Origin of the sequence: Bacillus sp. XF8, from assembly GCF_017498755.1 — a bacterium.
In the GTDB taxonomy this organism is placed as follows: Bacteria; Bacillota; Bacilli; order Bacillales; family Bacillaceae_G; genus Bacillus_A; species Bacillus_A bingmayongensis.
On record NZ_JAGDQK010000021.1, the window covers coordinates 1 to 16,162 of the forward strand.

Genomic DNA, 16,162 nt, shown 5'->3' on the forward strand with positions numbered 1-16,162 from the left:
TTGAGCCCTGTGGAATACAGAATCCAATCCTTATTAGCTGCTTAGAATATTTGTCTAACTTTTTGGGTTCACTTCAACTTCTCAGGAGTTTTTTTACGAATATACTATTTTACTTACAAATTAATATGCTTTACATTTTCAATTGGTTGTCCAAACCATTTAGATGCAATTTCTTTAAATAAACCGATCTTTCCTGTTGTTAAAAAGAGATGATCGCTTTGCTCTTCCCCTTCATTTAACATCTTACTATGATATAAAATCGTACTCACTTCACGAGCTGTTTCGTCTCCAGAACTAATTAACTGCACCTTTCCCCCCATTACCCGCTTAATAACTGGACCTAAAATCGGATAATGCGTACACCCTAAAATCAATGTATCGATTTCAGTAGTTTTCAGTGGTTGCAACGTTTCTCTAACAACCTCATAAGCCATCTCACTCTCAAAGTTTCCACTTTCTACAAGTTCAACAAACGGCGGACACGCTAAACTCTCTACCATAACACGGTTATTAATGGACTTCAGCGCCTCTTCATACGCACCGCTTTTTACCGTTCCAATTGTTCCAATGATACCAACATGATACGTATTCGTCACTTTCAAGGCTGTACGCGAGCCTGGATGAATCACACCCACCACTGGAATTGGTAATTGTTTTTGCATCTCTTCTAATACAACCGCAGTTGCAGTATTACAAGCAATGACTAACATCTTAATATCAAGTGCCAATAAATGTTCCGTCATTTCCCATGTAAATTGACGCACTTCCTCGCGAGAACGCGGACCATAAGGGCAACGTGCTGTATCTCCTAAATATATAATACGCTCTTTTGGCAGCTGACGAATTAACTCTTTCGCTACTGTTAATCCTCCTACTCCCGAATCAATAACACCAATCGCTCTATTCAACATAATCACCCATTTTCTCATTCATCATCTTTTTTGCATACAAATATATCGTACATACTTTAGCTTTTATAAAACTAAAGTATCCTTTTTAATAGATTTCTAAATATGTACCTGTATAGACCAGGGACTTTTTTATTTTGCTCCTTTTCTTCGTAATTTGCAAGACAGAAAAATAGCCGACCTTTTATAAAAAAGTCGACTTCATCTGTTTATAACTCGAGTTCTCCCATACGAAGAAGCTCAACAACCGCTTGTGAACGTCCTTTAACCCCTAGCTTTTGCATTGCATTTGATATATGGTTGCGTACAGTTTTTTCACTAATAAAAAGTTCACCTGCAATTTCCTTCGTCGTTTTATCTTGAACCAGTAATTCAAATACTTCTCTCTCTCTCTTTGTGAGTAAAGGTTTAGATTGATACGCTTTTTCCTTCAACTGGTATAACCCTCCTTGCTTAAGCCAGAGCTGTATATGTGTAAGTTGGGTGTTTATTTAGTCAAGATATTGTATGAACAAAATGTGCAGGAGGTGAATGAAAATGGGCTAATTTCGGAACGTTATTTACGATTTATATGTATTTAAGAACTGCAAAAAACCTTTTTCAAATAATACTTGCTATTCATCAAAAAAATTATTAAATACTAAACGCGAAAACGCTTATAATATATATAACTATTTACCTCATAACTAGCCTGTTTCTTCTCATTAGACTCTTAATACTCGAGTACATTTTTTATTTTTCATGCACAGAAGGTAAGATTTCCCCCCACTTATCTAACGAAGATAACTACCCACTCATATATAAGGAATAAACAATGTAATGGTAATATGAAACAAACATTAACTTTCATAATTTTGTTATGTTCCACAATGGGAATTGTCATTTTGATAGACATACTGCAAGGGTTTAGTATTTTTTATACAATGGATTCATTTGATTGTTTTAGACGACTCACACAATATAGTTCTCAGGATCATTTTCTCACTCCATTTATTACCTCCTTCTTTTTAGAGAGATTATTCATAAAGCCGCCAATACTACCAGGTAGGAATGTATGTATTCATAACACTCCGCTTTGTACACAAAATTTTATGTATTGGTGGTGTCATTATGTTTTCGACCTTCAAACGATTTTTAATCGGTAGGCCACTCAAATCAACAGCACTAGGAGAACAAAAATTAAATAAACTTAAGGCACTCGCTATCCTGTCTTCTGATGCCCTTTCTTCTGTCGCTTACGGAACTGAACAAATTTTAATTGTTCTTGCTACTTTTGGAGCAATTGCTTTTTGGTATTCCATTCCCATCGCAATTGGGGTTTTAGTCTTATTAACAGCGCTTATTCTATCGTACAGGCAAATCATTTATTCCTATCCCCATGGGGGCGGTGCTTATGTTGTTTCAAAAACAAATTTAGGTACAAATGCCGGGCTCATTGCGGGAGGATCACTACTTGTTGATTACATCCTTACTGTAGCCGTAAGTGTTTCTGCTGGAACCGATGCTATTACATCAGCATTTCCGGCGTTGCACACATATACCGTTCCAATTGCAGTCATACTTGTTTTGTTTATTACAATTTTAAACCTACGAGGTGTAACTGAATCAGCATCGGTTTTAGCGTATCCTGTCTATCTCTTTGTTTTCGCACTTGTTGTTTTAATTATTGTTGGTATTTTTAAAATTACTTCTGGACAAGTTCCTGTCAATTTACATACACCAATCGGGACTGTCGTACCTGGCATTACACTGTTCTTGTTGTTAAAAGCATTTTCATCTGGTTGTTCTGCCTTAACAGGAGTAGAAGCTATCTCGAATGCAATTCCAAACTTTAAAGAACCTGCTGCGAAAAATGCAGCAAAAACACTCGTCATCATGGGTATAATTCTAGCCATTTTATTTACCGGTATTACATTTTTAGCGTATTGGTACGGAATTTCCCCAAAACATAATGAAACAGTGGTTTCTCAAATTGCTTCTAATATTTTTGGAAGAAACTTTGTATACTACTTTATTCAAGGAACAACGGCACTTATTTTAGTATTAGCTGCCAATACAGGTTTTTCAGCATTTCCACTGTTAGCATTTAATTTAGCATCAGATAAATATATGCCGCGTATGTATTTAATGCGTGGAGATCGCTTAGGATATTCGAATGGAATTATTACATTAGGCATCAGTTCTATCTTTTTAATTATGGCCTTTCAAGGTAAGACCGAACAATTAATTCCGCTATATGCAGTGGGCGTTTTTATTCCTTTTACATTGTCACAAACAGGGATGATTATAAAATGGATACGGGAAAAACCAAAAGGTTGGGGGCCAAGATTACTAACAAACTTATTAGGTGCCCTTATTTCATTAACTGTGCTTTTTATTTTCTTTATTACAAAATTTGCACAAGTATGGTCTATCCTTATCTTCCTACCCATCATTGTTTTCATATTCCATCGCATACATAATCATTATGTTGCTGTAGGAGAACAGTTAAGGGTCAGTTTTAATGAAATTCCTGAGAAGCTAACTGGTAATGTCGTGATTGTTCCTATTGCTGGCATTACGAAGGTAGTCGGACAATCAATTAACTACGCAGAAACGATTAGCGATCAAGTTATTGCTGTATATGTCGCTTTTGATAAAGAAAGTGAACTACGCATGCAAGAAAAATGGAAAGAATGGCAACCGAACATTCGTCTTGTTACATTTGTCTCATCTTACCGAAGCTTAATGAGACCTATTGCAAAATTAATTACGATTATTCAACATAAAGCGCTAGAGAACAACCGTTTTGTTACAGTTTTAATTCCTCAATTCATTACCAAAAAGAACTGGCATAACATTTTGCACAATCAATCAAGCGTATTACTACGCGTTTATCTTTTGTATAAGAAAAACGTCATTGTCACAACTGTTCCTTATCGATTTCGAAAATAAAAACACTTTGCACCTAATTGAACTACCCCCTCCTTCACTTCGTTTAGAGGAGGAGGTTTTCTCGGTTAAAACGATAAAAATCTGCTTTCCCTCTTTCTTTTAGGTGCACATTCATCAAAAATGTCTTACAAAAATGTAATCTCCTTTCAGAAAAATGTAATATAATTCGATAGTTTCCATATTCTTTTCCATGTAAGATAAAAGTATAAAGAATCACCAATACATAAAAAACAACATGGTGATTAAAAAGGAGAGAATTTTATAATGGAAAAAAAGCTACGTAGATCTGAAACAGATAAGGTTTTATTTGGTGTATGCGGTGGTTTAGGAGAATATTTCGATATAAGCGCTAGTATGATTCGTATTCTTTGGGTTATTGCGATTCTATGTTTCGGAACAGGTTTTTTAGCTTACCTTGTTTGTTTATTGCTTATGCCACGCTCTTACTAAAAGGCACCGTTGCCCAATCGGTGCCTTTCTTTCATCTTATTTCTATTTTATAAAGAACTTTTTCTAATGAGTATTTATTAAAATACACAAACACTAAATAACACAATGGTAGTGATTCGAAACATACAGTTTTCTAAATGCAGCTCTAAACCCATAGAAAAAAGGAGCACTTCTCTACAAGCCCTCCCTTCTTTTATACTCATGAAGAATACTTCATCGTTAAATGTAAAACAGCAATCTCATCTCCAGCATTTTTGTAACTATGCTTTTTATTTGCCTCAAACTGAATCGAATCAAATTCATTTAATTCATACACATCATTTTCAACTTGAATAGCAACTTGTCCTTTCATAACTGTAACTAGTTCAATTGCCCCTTCATGGTGAGACTCTGGCTCATAAATACTTTGTGGTCTTAAACAAGCACGATGCATCTCCATGCCAGTTTCTTTCGTATACCGAAACATTGTTTCTAACCGCCATGCCTGTCCTGCGTCTACCGCAAAACCTGCCCCAGATCGTGAAATAGCTACCGGTTCTCCAACAACCATTAGCCTAGATAAAGGAATAGATAGCCCTTTCGTAATTTTCCAAATGACAGCTAATGTTGGATTCGTTTCACCTCTTTCAATTTTTCCTAATGTTAATTTACTGACCCCTGTTTTTTGTGCCAATTCTTCTAAACTTAGTTTTTGTTCATTACGAATTTGCCGTAATAACTGACCAACTTGCTGAATAACTTCTTTTGTTTGCATATCCTCTTTTTCTTTCATAAGTAACAAAACCACCTTAAAGTATAAAATAGTTTACTTTTATTTATTTTAAGTATATCATACTATACATAAATGTTCAGTTTTTGAAAGGAGCGCTACATCATGCGTGCAATATTATTAGGTATTTTATCATCAGCCTTTTTTTCTGCAACCTTTATTATTAACAGAGCGATGAATGTATCCGGAACAAGCTGGGCTTGGACTGCTTCTTTCCGCTTTTTATTCGCTCTTCCTATTTTATTCCTTATCGTTTTATTTCGCAAAAACCTCGGGCCCTTATGGTCAGAAATGCGAAAACATCCTTTTGCATGGCTAGGATGGGGATCTCTAGCAGGCATCGGCTTTTATTCTTTATTAAGCTTTACTGCTGTCTTCTCTCCAGCTTGGCTTGTTGCAGGAACTTGGCAAGTTACAGTACTCGCTGGCTTGCTACTATCGCCATTATTTTTTATTACGATTGAAACAAAAACAGGTACAAAACGCGTGCGGGGAAAAATCCCACTTCGCGGTTTATACGTATCACTTTTCATTTTAATCGGTGTCATTTGCATGCAGGCAACAGAAGCTGGACATATTACAGCTACTCAATTTATATCTGGGGTTCTTCCTGTTGTCCTCGCAGCTTTCTTATATCCATTTGGTAATCGAAAAATGATGGAGGTTGTAGGAGGACGCCTTGATACATTCCAGCGTGTATTAGGAATGGCAATCGGTAGTCTGCCTATAGCAATTATTCTTGGAATATACGGTTTTGTGGCAACAGGCATTCCAACATCTAGTCAAATTCTCCAAGGTTTTTTATTAGCGCTATGCTCAGGCGTTATTGCGACAATGACATTTTTCTTTGCTACAGATTTAGCGAAAAATAATCTCGCATTACTAGGAGCTGTCGAAGCAACACAAGCTGGAACAATGGTATTTACTGTTCTTGGTGAAATCATTTTCTTAAATGGTTCGTTCCCTAGCGGACTCTCTCTTATTGGGATGATTATCATTATGGTTGGAATGGTCGCAAATAGTATTTTGAATCGGTCTGTTCCGGTTGCACGGCAGAAGAAAACAGCATAGCAGAAAGTTGAAAAAGCATGGTTCTTAAAGGAGAACCATGTTTTTTTCATACAATCGAAATTGCACAAACCTTTATTGTTCATTTAATCAGAATATTTTTTATTCCTTATTTATAATTAGAACAGCATCATTCTATGTTATAATACGTTCTCATGCACATTTTAAGGAGGAAAATTATGCTAAAAAAAGGAATTGCTGAGTTTATTGGTACTTTTGTACTTGTATTATTCGGAACTGGAACTGCTGTTTTAGGCGGCGGAATTGAAGGAATTGGAATTTTAGGAATCGCAATGGCTTTCGGATTATCAATTGTTGCTATGGCATATAGCATTGGAACAATTTCTGGATGTCATGTAAACCCGGCAGTATCAATTGCCATGTTTGTAAACAAACGAATGAATGCTATGGAGCTTAGCTGTTATTTATTAGCTCAAGTTTTAGGTGGTTTATTAGGAACTGCAACATTAGTAACGATTTTAAAATCTTCTAATATGTCTTTAGATAACTTAGGGCAAAATGGTTTTGGAAAACTTGGATTATCAGGATCTTTCTTAGTTGAATTTGTTTTAACATTCGTCTTTATTTTAGTAATTATTGCTGTAACAGGTAAAAAGGGTAATGCACAGTTAGCTGGATTAGTGATTGGTTTCACATTAGTGCTAGTTCACCTACTAGGTATTCCATTAACAGGAACTTCAGTTAACCCTGCACGTAGCCTAGCACCAGCTTTATTTGCTGGCGGAGAAGCTGTATCTCAATTATGGGTATTTATTGTTGCTCCAATTCTTGGTGGTATCGTTGCTGCCATTGTTGGGAAATTCGTATTAAATACTGAAAAATAGATTTTTCATCCTTTCTGAAAATAAAAAAGCGAGCCTTTTTATATGAGGCTCGCTTTTTTATTTTTGAATTTTCGATTGTAAGTTTGTAACAAGCTGCTGGACTGTTACGTTCGCAAGTACATTTTCCATTGCTTCCTGCGCTTGCATCAATATAATTTCTAATACTGATTGAATATTAGCTCCTACTGGACATTCAATGTTGGGATTCTCATGGAAAGAAAATAAATGTCCTTCTTCCACTACTTCCACTGCTTTATATACATCAAGTAATGTAATTTCATCTAAATCACGAGCAAGTGATGTACCACCTTTTCCGGCCTGGACATCAACAAGCCCCGCTCTCTTCAACATTCCTGTAATGCGGCGAATCACAACTGGATTTGTATTCACACTACCAGCAATCCATTCAGAGGTACAGCGAGAGTTTCGATCTATCGCAAGTAACGTTAACATATGAACACCTACTGTAAAACGGCTACTAATTCCCATCTGCACACCCTCCTTTACGTTCATTCTATCAAAAGACGATACATACTATTATATACTATTTCTTATTTGTGCATAAAGAAAAAGCATGATTCCCTTAGAAAATCATGCTTTTTCTTCTTATTGACGCTTTATAAACTTAGCTAAATCTTTAAATTTCACTTTATCAGAGTAATTCATAACACCATTGACGAAAATGCGGCTGGCAATCCAATTAATAATTAAAATTGTTACAACTAAAATTGCTAATGTAACGCTAATCTCTAACGCTCCTGCTTCACCAGCTACAACGCGCGAGAACGTAACCATCGGTGTAAAGAATGGAATATAGGAACTGATTAAAACCAGTGTACTATTTGGATCAAATAGCGACTTCATACTAATGAAGAATGCTCCCATACCTAAAAATGTAATCGGCAATGCAACTGATTGTAAATCTTCTAACTTAGATACAACTGCTCCAGCCGCTGCATATAACATCGCATATAGTAAATATCCTGTAATAAAGTAGATAATAAACATACTGATCACTAATGTATCTAAAGTTGAAAAATCTAAAGAAAGTCCAAATATTGAAGCATTATTTAAATCAATCCATCCTAATAAATACGGAATGATAAATCCACAAGCAAGTACAGCAATTTGTAATAAAGCTGTAGCTACAACAGCTAAAATTTTCGCATACATCATCGTAAGCGGTTTTACTTTTGGAAGCATAAGTTCCATAACACGTGATGCTTTTTCAGATGCAATTGTTGTCCCAATCGCATTTCCAAACGAGATAATAAACATATACAACGCAAACGAAAATGCATAACCGATACCAAAGGAAGATGCCCGATCTTTTATCGCCTCTTGCTTCATAGGAATTTCTATTTGTAATTGTTTCGCTACTTCCGGAGATACATTATTTTTTTCAATCATTACTGCCGTGTACTGCTCCTTCAAATAACTTGCTATAAGCGTAGATGTTGACTGACTTGGAAAGCCACTATACATATACGTAACTTCGGGAATGCCATTCTTTTCTGTAATACGGAATAAACCGTCTAAGTCTCCCTCTTCCACTTGCTTACGTAACGCATTAAATTCATCTTTTTTTGCCACAGTTACTTTAGCTGACGGGATTAATTTAGTTAAATCACTTTCTTGTACTTTATATATAGTACTTTCTGTTACCACTGCGATTTTATCTTTCCCTTTATCTTTATCAGCAGTAAAATGGGTAAACGCTACGATCCCAAACACAATTAAAAATAAAACGGCACTCGTAATCAAAGATTTTTTAGATAAAAATGATTCCCTAAAATAAAATGAAAATACATGAGAAAATTTACGCATTGTTATTTCGCCCTTTCCACAAATATTTCGTTTAGCGTTGGCTCTAGCATTTTAAATTGCCTTAAGTTCACACCTTGTCCTTGTAACTTCTGTAAAATCGTTAAGGCTTCTGCATCATCATGGACTTTTACATATAGCAGTCCTTGTTGTTTTTCATACGAAATATTTAAGGCTTGCAATGCCTGTTCATTTTCTACCACATCTTCAATTGTTAAATTACGAAAACCGTATTCTTTCTTAATGTCGCTTAGCTGCCCTTCTACAACTGCTTCACCTTTCTTTAAAATGCAAACGTGCTGGCAAAATGCTTCCACTTGTTCCATACGGTGGCTTGATAAAATAATTGTTTTTCCTTTTTGGACTTGTTCTTCAATAATATTCGCTAACATACCAGCATTAACAGGATCAAGTCCGCTAAATGGCTCATCTAAAATAAGAAGCTCTGGATCGTGAAGAAGCGCAGCAATTAATTGGATTTTTTGCTGATTTCCTTTTGAAAGCTCTCCCGCCGATTTATATTTATATTCCGGGATTGCTAGTTTTTCTAACCAACGATCAATCGCACGGTCTACTTCTTTTTTCGTCATTCCTTCTAATCTACCGAAATAGCGAAGTTGATCTATCACTCTACTTTTTGTATACAATCCTCTTTCTTCTGGAAGGTAACCAATTGTTACACCGCTCTGAGAAATTGCTTTTCCGTCCCATGTAATAGAACCTTTATTAGGAGTTAATAACCCAAGGAGCATTTTAATTGTTGTCGTTTTCCCTGCACCATTTCGACCAAGTAGTCCTAACACTTCACCTTTTGGTAATGAAATTTGCAATTGATTGACTGCCTTTGATTCGCCGAATATTTTCGTTAAGTTTTGAATTTGTAAACTCAAATACAATCCCTCCCTTTTTTCACCATTCTTACAATCTTCTAAATGGTATGTTGAATATAGGCAAAATATTGTAACACATATAAATTCATTAATTTTTATAATGAGATTTTAAAATTAATATTATATATTATGCTACCCTTCCATCCACCATTTGTTTCATTTAGTTAAAATTGTAAATTACAAAAAACTTTTTGTCAATTATAATTGTCGATTTGACAAATATAATTGACAAAACAACCAGCATGTCCCTTACTCATTATACTGAAATAGGGCATACTACTGTATATACAAAGAACAATATGCAAAAATGCATAAAAAATATTATAAAAAACATTATCTTTTAATATATAATATTAAAAGATTTAATTACATCAAGGAGGATACATATGAAGATGAAAAGGGGCATTACCACTTTATTATCTGTAGCCGTTCTCTCTACATCGCTTGTAGCATGTTCAGGAGCAGCTGAAAAAACTGTGGCAAAAGAAGAGAAAGTAAAATTAACAGACCAGCAGCTAATGGCTGATTTATGGTTCCAAACAGCTGGTGAAACAAAAGCGTTATACTATCAAGGATACAATATTGGTCAGTTAAAACTTGATGCAGCTCTTGCAAAAGGTACAAGCAAAAAACCAGCAATTGTACTAGATTTAGATGAAACTGTTTTAGATAACAGCCCTCACCAAGCGATGACTGTGAAAGAAGGAAAGGGTTATCCTTATAAATGGGATGAGTGGATTAATAAAGCAGAAGCAGAAGCTCTTCCTGGTGCAATTGATTTCTTAAAATATACGGAGTCTAAAGGTGTAGACATTTACTACGTTTCAAACCGTAAAACAAATCAATTAGATGCAACAATTAAAAATCTTGAGCGCGTTGGTGCTCCGCAAGCAACAAAGGAACATATTTTACTACAAGATCCGAAAGAAAAAGGGAAAGAAAAGCGTCGTGAACTTGTTTCACAATCGCACGATATCGTCCTATTCTTCGGTGACAACTTATCCGACTTCACTGGATTTGATGGAAAATCTGTAAAAGATCGCAATCAAACAGTCGAAGAAACAAAAGCACAATTTGGCGAAAAATTTATTATTTTCCCTAACCCAATGTACGGCGATTGGGAAGGTGCTCTATATGATTACAACTTCAAAAAATCTGATACAGAAAAAGATAAACTTCGTCGCGATAACTTAAAATCATTTGAAGTAAACAAGTAAAAGGATGGCATAAGCCATCCTTTTACTATTCTCCCCCCTCCTAATTCATCCTAATCCAATTATACGTATATCTGAACATTACATATATAAACCAACAAAATCAAACATTTTTTGACATTTTCTTTGCAATTCTATTACGTTATGACTCTTATATTTCTTTTTATAGTAAGTAGACTTATAATAAAAAGAATAGACAAACAATAAGAAAGGACTGAGATTACACAGCTTTATGAAAAAGGTAATTGTTATTTCTGTCGCCACTATTGCAATCGGTATCACATCCTTCGCTTACTTCGGCTCAAAATCTCCACTCCAAAATGAAGCGAAAGCTGTAGAAACACTAGAACATCCAAAAGAAGAGATTCCATCATTTCCAAAAGCAACTCATACAGCAGAAAAAATAGATGAGAACTTTTCACTTGTTACGAATCCAGACTCACTACTAGTGTTAGTAAATAAACATCGAAAATTGCCAGATGGTTATACACCAGATGATCTCATAAGACCAGACGTTCCATTTACATCCCCAAAAGATAAAGAAAAAACGTTGCTGCGTAAAGATGCTGCGACAGCTCTTGAAAAGATGTTCCTCGCAGCAAAACAAGAAGGACTCGAGCTTACAGCCGTATCAGGATTTCGCTCTTATAAACGGCAACAGTCATTACATAACATATACGTAAAACGTCAAGGTAAAGCTGAAGCTGATTCTGTTAGCGCTGTTCCTGGAACAAGTGAACATCAAACAGGCCTTGCAATGGATATTAGTTCTAAATCTGCAAAATATCAATTAGAACCTATTTTTGGCGAAACAGAAGAAGGAAAATGGGTAGCAGCACATGCTCATGAATTTGGTTTCGTCATTCGTTATTTAGAAGATAAAACAGATACAACGGAATATTCATACGAGCCATGGCATCTTCGCTACGTTGGCAACCCATACGCTACATACTTACATAAACATCACTTAACATTAGAAGAAGCAATGGGTGCAAAAAAATAAGAGAGCTAAATGGCTCTTTTATTTTTATTGCAGTAACTTTCGCTTCCATTCTTCGAGCCAAGGTGCACCTTTTCCCGTTTTCTTTGAGGCTTGCACCATTGCACCACGCCCTACTAAACAAACTTCTCCGGCTTCATTTTTTACCATATAGTGTAAATCTAAAGAGGAATTCCCAATTGTTTCAGCTTTTACATATACCTTTAAATGTTCATCGAAGAAAATTTGTTTCAAAAAGTTACATTGTAAATCAGCAACCACGATCATCGTTTCTGACGCTTCATGAGTCCATTCTTGCATAAAACCTAGCTCTTTAAAAAACTCAATACGTGCTTCTTCAAAATATGTAAATGCAACACCATTATTCATGTGTCCAAACATATCTGTTTCACAAAATCGAACTTTCACAGGAATGTAAAATGAAAAACCTTTTTCCCATCTCTCAAAGTCTTCAATGTAAGAAATCTTCTTCATGCTTTTCTCTCCTTTTTCTCTTATTCTAATAAGTAATATACTACATTTCAGAATAAACAAAAAATTAAAACGATAGAAACCCATATATATTTATTTTGATTTTTCAACATATAAATCGCTGCTATGAAGAACAAAAGGTGACCTGCACTCGTTTTCTCTCTTTGTTTTCACTTGGCATGAGGCAGGAAGAGGGTCTGACCGCTTCTATGCATGGCCGGATGCTCTCTCCCACATAAAAAGAAAGGTTTTATGTCAGTTTTTCAATTTGTATTTATATAAATATTGCCTCTTCGATTCGAAGAGGCAATATAGATTAGTAGTTATTGTCGCTACCAAAGAAATCTTTAAACGACTGAATTGTTGTATCACGGTTTAATGCTGCAATTGATGTTGTTAATGGAATACCTTTTGGACATGATTGTACGCAGTTTTGTGAGTTACCACAGTTTGCAAGTCCACCATCACCCATGATTGCACGTAAGCGATCTGCTTTATGCATTTCACCAGTTGGATGTGAGTTAAACAAACGAGCTTGCGAAAGCGGTGCTGGTCCGATAAAGTCAGATTTACTGTTTACGTTTGGACATGATTCTAAGCAAACACCACATGTCATACATTTTGAAAGTTCATATGCCCATTGACGCTTTTTCTCTGGCATTCTTGGTCCTGGTCCTAAGTCATACGTACCATCGATTGGAACCCAAGCTTTCACACGTTTTAAAGCATCAAACATACGACTACGATCAACTTGTAAATCACGCACTACCGGGAATGTCTTCATCGGTTTTATACGAACTGGTTGTTCTAATTTATCGATAAGCGCTGTACATGATTGACGCGGTTTACCGTTAATTACCATAGAACAAGCACCACATACTTCTTCTAAACAGTTCATATCCCATGCAACAGGAGTTGTATGGTTTCCTTTTGCATCGACAGGATTACGACGAATTTCCATAAGAGCCGAAATAATATTCATATTTGGACGGTATGGAATTTCAAATTCCTGGTCAAACGATTGTGCATCTGGTCCATCTTGTCTCGTAATGATGAGGCGGATTGTTTTCTCAGACATGTTGTTTATCCCCCTTCTCTTCATTCTTAGCAGCTACATCATGTTTTGAAGAATAATCACGTTTACGTGGTTTAATTAATGAAATATCAACGTCTTCGTAATGGAATGCTGGTGCATTTCCTGCTCCCTCAAATTTCGCCATTGTAGTTTTTAAGAAGTTCGCATCATCACGATTTGGGAATTCTGGTTTATAGTGTGCACCGCGGCTTTCATTACGGTTATATGCACCTATTGTAATAACACGAGCTAATTCAAACATATTTGCCAGTTGACGTGTAAACGAAGCACCTTGGTTACTCCATTTCGCCGTATCGTTAATGTTAATGCGTTTATAACGCTCCATTAACTCTTCGATTTTCGCATCTGTTTCTAATAACTTTTTATTTTCACGAACTACTGTTACGTTATCTGTCATCCATTCTCCAAGCTCTTTATGAAGAACATATGCATTTTCATTACCATCTAACGTTAAAATATTGTTAAATTTCTCTGTTTCGATTAATTCATTTTGCTCGTATAAAGCAGATGAAACAGCATCAGATGATTTTGAAAGACCTTTCATATATTCAATTGCATTTGGTCCCGCTACCATACCGCCATAAATTGCTGATAATAATGAGTTAGCACCTAGTCTGTTACCACCGTGCATAGAGTAATCACACTCACCTGCTGCAAACAGCCCTGGGATACTTGTCATTTGCTTATAATCAACCCATAGTCCACCCATTGAATAGTGAACAGCAGGGAAGATTTTCATCGGTAGTTTACGAGGATCATCACCTGTGAATTTTTCATAGATTTCAATAATCCCACCAAGTTTAATATCTAATTCTTTCGGATCTTTATGAGAAAGATCTAGATATACCATGTTTTCACCATTAATACCAAGCTTTTGCTCTACACATACATCAAAGATTTCACGTGTTGCAATATCACGAGGTACAAGGTTTCCGTATGCAGGATATTTCTCTTCTAAGAAGTACCATGGCTTACCATCTTTATACGTCCAAACGCGCCCACCTTCACCACGTGCAGATTCACTCATCAGACGTAATTTGTCGTCTCCAGGAATTGCAGTTGGGTGAATTTGAATGAACTCACCATTCGCATAATATGCACCTTGTTGATATACAGCAGATGCTGCCGTACCTGTATTAATAATAGAGTTTGTTGATTTTCCAAAGATGATACCAGGGCCCCCTGTTGCCATAATCACGGCATCAGCTTGGAAACTCTTAATCTCCATAGATTGTAAGTCTTGTGCGACGATTCCACGGCACACACCTTCGTCATCTACAACAGCACGTAAGAAATCCCAACCTTCATATTTCGTTACAAGTCCTGCTACTTCATGACGGCGTACTTGCTCATCTAATGCGTACAATAATTGTTGGCCAGTTGTTGCACCAGCGAATGCTGTACGGTGATGTTGTGTTCCTCCGAAGCGACGGAAGTCAAGAAGTCCTTCTTCTGTACGGTTAAACATAACACCCATGCGGTCCATTAAATGAATAATACCAGGCGCTGCTTCACACATCGCTTTAACTGGCGGTTGGTTCGCTAAGAAGTCACCACCATAAATTGTATCGTCAAAGTGGATCCATGGAGAATCCCCTTCACCTTTCGTATTTACGGCACCGTTAATGCCACCCTGTGCGCATACAGAATGTGAACGTTTTACTGGTACTAAAGAGAACAGTTCAACATTTACTCCTGCTTCCGCTGCCTTAATCGTTGCCATTAAGCCGGCTAAGCCACCGCCGACTACTATAAGTTTCCCTTTCATGCTCTCCCACTCCTTACTGATTTGCTAGCTGTGGATCGATGAACGCTAATAATGCACTCACACCTACATAAGATAAACCTAAGAAAATAGCTAATGTTACATAAGTAGAGATACGTTGTGAACGTGGCGATACTGTAATTCCCCAGCTAATGCAGAATGTCCATAGTCCATTCGCAAAGTGGAAAATTGTTGATACAACCCCAACTAAATAGAAACCAAACATAGCTGGATTATTTAAAATATCTGCCATCATGTCATAATTTACCTGTTTACCTAACAATGCTTGAATACGAGTTTCCCAAACATGCCAAGCTATGAAAATCAGCGTAACGATACCTGAGATTCGTTGGAAGACAAACATCCAGTTACGGAAATAACTATAAGATGTCGCATTGTTCTTAGCTGTAAATGCAATATATAATCCATATATAGCATGGTACAGTATCGGTAAAAAGATGACGAAAATTTCTAGCGCATACCGGAATGGAAGGAGCTCCATAAAATGAGCAGCTTTGTTAAAAGCCTCTGCCCCTCTTGTTGCAAAATTGTTTACTACTAAATGTTGCGTCAAAAAGACACCAACCGGAATGACCCCCATTAATGAGTGCCACTTGCGAAACGTATACTCGCGGCCTTTCATGTCCCCATTACCCCCCTTGAGTGTTTGACTGCTGCTTTCAGTATTAGTTTATAACAATAATGTTTTTTCACTATTGCTATAAGAAAAACTGAAAAAATTATTCGCAATATTTCAGCATAATTTGATAACAAGTTCATTTTACTCCTATTTTTGTCGAAGCGTCAAGAAAACGTATACATAATTTGTACATAATTTGCATATAATTTGCCAATTCTTTTTTTCTTCCCTTATATTCAGATTTTCCCAAAGAAAGTTCTGTTTTTATAAATGGGAAATGTTATATAA

The 16,162-nt window shown here is 36.2% G+C and carries 16 protein-coding genes; 6 read left to right on the forward strand and 10 right to left on the reverse strand.

Going from position 1 to position 16,162, the window contains the following annotated elements; all coding sequences use genetic code 11:
- Positions 1-113: 113 nt before the first annotated feature.
- Positions 114-929 (reverse strand): glutamate racemase, encoded by an 816-nt coding sequence (gene racE / locus J4P91_RS14180; protein ID WP_154652019.1) that lies wholly within the window; start codon positions 927-929, stop codon positions 114-116.
- A 188-nt stretch (positions 930-1,117) separates the two neighbouring features.
- A complete protein-coding gene (gene gerE, locus J4P91_RS14185; protein ID WP_000659484.1) occupies positions 1,118-1,342 on the reverse strand; it encodes a spore germination transcription factor GerE in 225 nt (74 codons plus the stop codon).
- Between the two features lie 676 nt (positions 1,343-2,018).
- On the opposite strand from gerE, the gene J4P91_RS14190 reads away from it, so the two are divergent.
- Together J4P91_RS14190 and J4P91_RS14195 are read left to right on the forward strand one after the other, a co-directional pair.
- A complete protein-coding gene (locus tag J4P91_RS14190; RefSeq protein ID WP_207994659.1) occupies positions 2,019-3,842 on the forward strand; it encodes an APC family permease in 1,824 nt (607 codons plus the stop codon).
- Positions 3,843-4,106: 264 nt separating this feature from the next.
- Positions 4,107-4,292 carry a PspC domain-containing protein gene (locus J4P91_RS14195; RefSeq protein ID WP_017150609.1) on the forward strand — a complete coding sequence of 62 codons (186 nt, stop codon included), beginning with the start codon at positions 4,107-4,109 and terminating at the stop codon, positions 4,290-4,292.
- Between the two features lie 199 nt (positions 4,293-4,491).
- Here the strand turns inward: J4P91_RS14195 and J4P91_RS14200 are convergent, their stop codons facing one another.
- A complete protein-coding gene (locus tag J4P91_RS14200) occupies positions 4,492-5,064 on the reverse strand; it encodes a helix-turn-helix domain-containing protein (RefSeq protein WP_207994660.1) in 573 nt (190 codons plus the stop codon).
- A 102-nt stretch (positions 5,065-5,166) separates the two neighbouring features.
- On the opposite strand from J4P91_RS14200, the gene J4P91_RS14205 reads away from it, so the two are divergent.
- Positions 5,167-6,132, forward strand: a complete 966-nt coding sequence (locus J4P91_RS14205; RefSeq protein ID WP_207994661.1) for a DMT family transporter — start codon at positions 5,167-5,169, stop codon at positions 6,130-6,132.
- Positions 6,133-6,308: 176 nt separating this feature from the next.
- Positions 6,309-6,974, forward strand: a complete 666-nt coding sequence (locus tag J4P91_RS14210; protein WP_017150606.1) for an aquaporin — start codon at positions 6,309-6,311, stop codon at positions 6,972-6,974.
- A gap of 57 nt (positions 6,975-7,031) precedes the next feature.
- Here J4P91_RS14210 and J4P91_RS14215 read toward each other — a convergent pair whose 3' ends face one another.
- The 3 genes from J4P91_RS14215 to J4P91_RS14225 form a co-directional block, all read right to left on the reverse strand.
- A complete protein-coding gene (locus J4P91_RS14215) occupies positions 7,032-7,463 on the reverse strand; it encodes an Rrf2 family transcriptional regulator (protein ID WP_017150605.1) in 432 nt (143 codons plus the stop codon).
- A 117-nt stretch (positions 7,464-7,580) separates the two neighbouring features.
- Complete coding sequence (locus J4P91_RS14220) at positions 7,581-8,801, reverse strand: ABC transporter permease (protein WP_207994662.1); 1,221 nt, start codon at positions 8,799-8,801, stop codon at positions 7,581-7,583.
- 2 nt (positions 8,802-8,803) lie between these two features.
- Entirely contained in the window at positions 8,804-9,688 is an 885-nt protein-coding gene (locus tag J4P91_RS14225; RefSeq protein ID WP_207994663.1) for an ABC transporter ATP-binding protein, read from the reverse strand.
- A 386-nt stretch (positions 9,689-10,074) separates the two neighbouring features.
- Between J4P91_RS14225 and J4P91_RS14230 the strand changes: the two genes are divergently transcribed.
- Together J4P91_RS14230 and J4P91_RS14235 are read left to right on the forward strand one after the other, a co-directional pair.
- Positions 10,075-10,905 (forward strand): 5'-nucleotidase, lipoprotein e(P4) family, encoded by an 831-nt coding sequence (locus tag J4P91_RS14230; protein WP_207994664.1) that lies wholly within the window; start codon positions 10,075-10,077, stop codon positions 10,903-10,905.
- Positions 10,906-11,134: 229 nt separating this feature from the next.
- A complete protein-coding gene (locus J4P91_RS14235; RefSeq protein ID WP_207994665.1) occupies positions 11,135-11,905 on the forward strand; it encodes a M15 family metallopeptidase in 771 nt (256 codons plus the stop codon).
- Positions 11,906-11,929: 24 nt separating this feature from the next.
- Here the strand turns inward: J4P91_RS14235 and J4P91_RS14240 are convergent, their stop codons facing one another.
- From J4P91_RS14240 to sdhC, 4 genes are all read right to left on the reverse strand, one after another.
- A complete protein-coding gene (locus tag J4P91_RS14240; RefSeq protein WP_017150600.1) occupies positions 11,930-12,376 on the reverse strand; it encodes an acyl-CoA thioesterase in 447 nt (148 codons plus the stop codon).
- Between the two features lie 313 nt (positions 12,377-12,689).
- On the reverse strand, positions 12,690-13,451 hold the full coding sequence (gene sdhB, locus J4P91_RS14245) for a succinate dehydrogenase iron-sulfur subunit (protein ID WP_017150599.1): 762 nt from the start codon (positions 13,449-13,451) through the stop codon (positions 12,690-12,692).
- Positions 13,444-15,237 carry a succinate dehydrogenase flavoprotein subunit gene (gene sdhA, locus J4P91_RS14250; RefSeq protein WP_207994666.1) on the reverse strand — a complete coding sequence of 598 codons (1,794 nt, stop codon included), beginning with the start codon at positions 15,235-15,237 and terminating at the stop codon, positions 13,444-13,446. Before sdhA ends, sdhB begins: the two co-directional genes overlap by 8 nt.
- Positions 15,238-15,250: 13 nt before the next feature.
- Complete coding sequence (sdhC, locus tag J4P91_RS14255; protein WP_017150597.1) at positions 15,251-15,877, reverse strand: succinate dehydrogenase cytochrome B558; 627 nt, start codon at positions 15,875-15,877, stop codon at positions 15,251-15,253.
- Positions 15,878-16,162: the final 285 nt, after the last annotated feature.

Bases quoted from the DNA above. Each gene is read 5' to 3' on its own strand.
- J4P91_RS14195 (WP_017150609.1), top strand. From the start codon at position 4,107: ATGGAAAAAAAGCTACGTAGATCTGAAACAGATAAGGTTTTATTTGGT.
- J4P91_RS14190 (WP_207994659.1), top strand. From the start codon at position 2,019: ATGTTTTCGACCTTCAAACGATTTTTAATCGGTAGGCCACTCAAATCA.
- J4P91_RS14230 (WP_207994664.1), top strand. From the start codon at position 10,075: ATGAAGATGAAAAGGGGCATTACCACTTTATTATCTGTAGCCGTTCTC.
- sdhB (WP_017150599.1), bottom strand. From the start codon at position 13,451: ATGTCTGAGAAAACAATCCGCCTCATCATTACGAGACAAGATGGACCA.
- racE (WP_154652019.1), bottom strand. From the start codon at position 929: ATGAGAAAATGGGTGATTATGTTGAATAGAGCGATTGGTGTTATTGAT.
- sdhC (WP_017150597.1), bottom strand. From the start codon at position 15,877: ATGAAAGGCCGCGAGTATACGTTTCGCAAGTGGCACTCATTAATGGGG.
- J4P91_RS14220 (WP_207994662.1), bottom strand. From the start codon at position 8,801: ATGCGTAAATTTTCTCATGTATTTTCATTTTATTTTAGGGAATCATTT.
- J4P91_RS14215 (WP_017150605.1), bottom strand. From the start codon at position 7,463: ATGGGAATTAGTAGCCGTTTTACAGTAGGTGTTCATATGTTAACGTTA.
- J4P91_RS14200 (WP_207994660.1), bottom strand. From the start codon at position 5,064: ATGAAAGAAAAAGAGGATATGCAAACAAAAGAAGTTATTCAGCAAGTT.
- J4P91_RS14210 (WP_017150606.1), top strand. From the start codon at position 6,309: ATGCTAAAAAAAGGAATTGCTGAGTTTATTGGTACTTTTGTACTTGTA.
- sdhA (WP_207994666.1), bottom strand. From the start codon at position 15,237: ATGAAAGGGAAACTTATAGTAGTCGGCGGTGGCTTAGCCGGCTTAATG.
- J4P91_RS14205 (WP_207994661.1), top strand. From the start codon at position 5,167: ATGCGTGCAATATTATTAGGTATTTTATCATCAGCCTTTTTTTCTGCA.
- J4P91_RS14240 (WP_017150600.1), bottom strand. From the start codon at position 12,376: ATGAAGAAGATTTCTTACATTGAAGACTTTGAGAGATGGGAAAAAGGT.
- J4P91_RS14235 (WP_207994665.1), top strand. From the start codon at position 11,135: ATGAAAAAGGTAATTGTTATTTCTGTCGCCACTATTGCAATCGGTATC.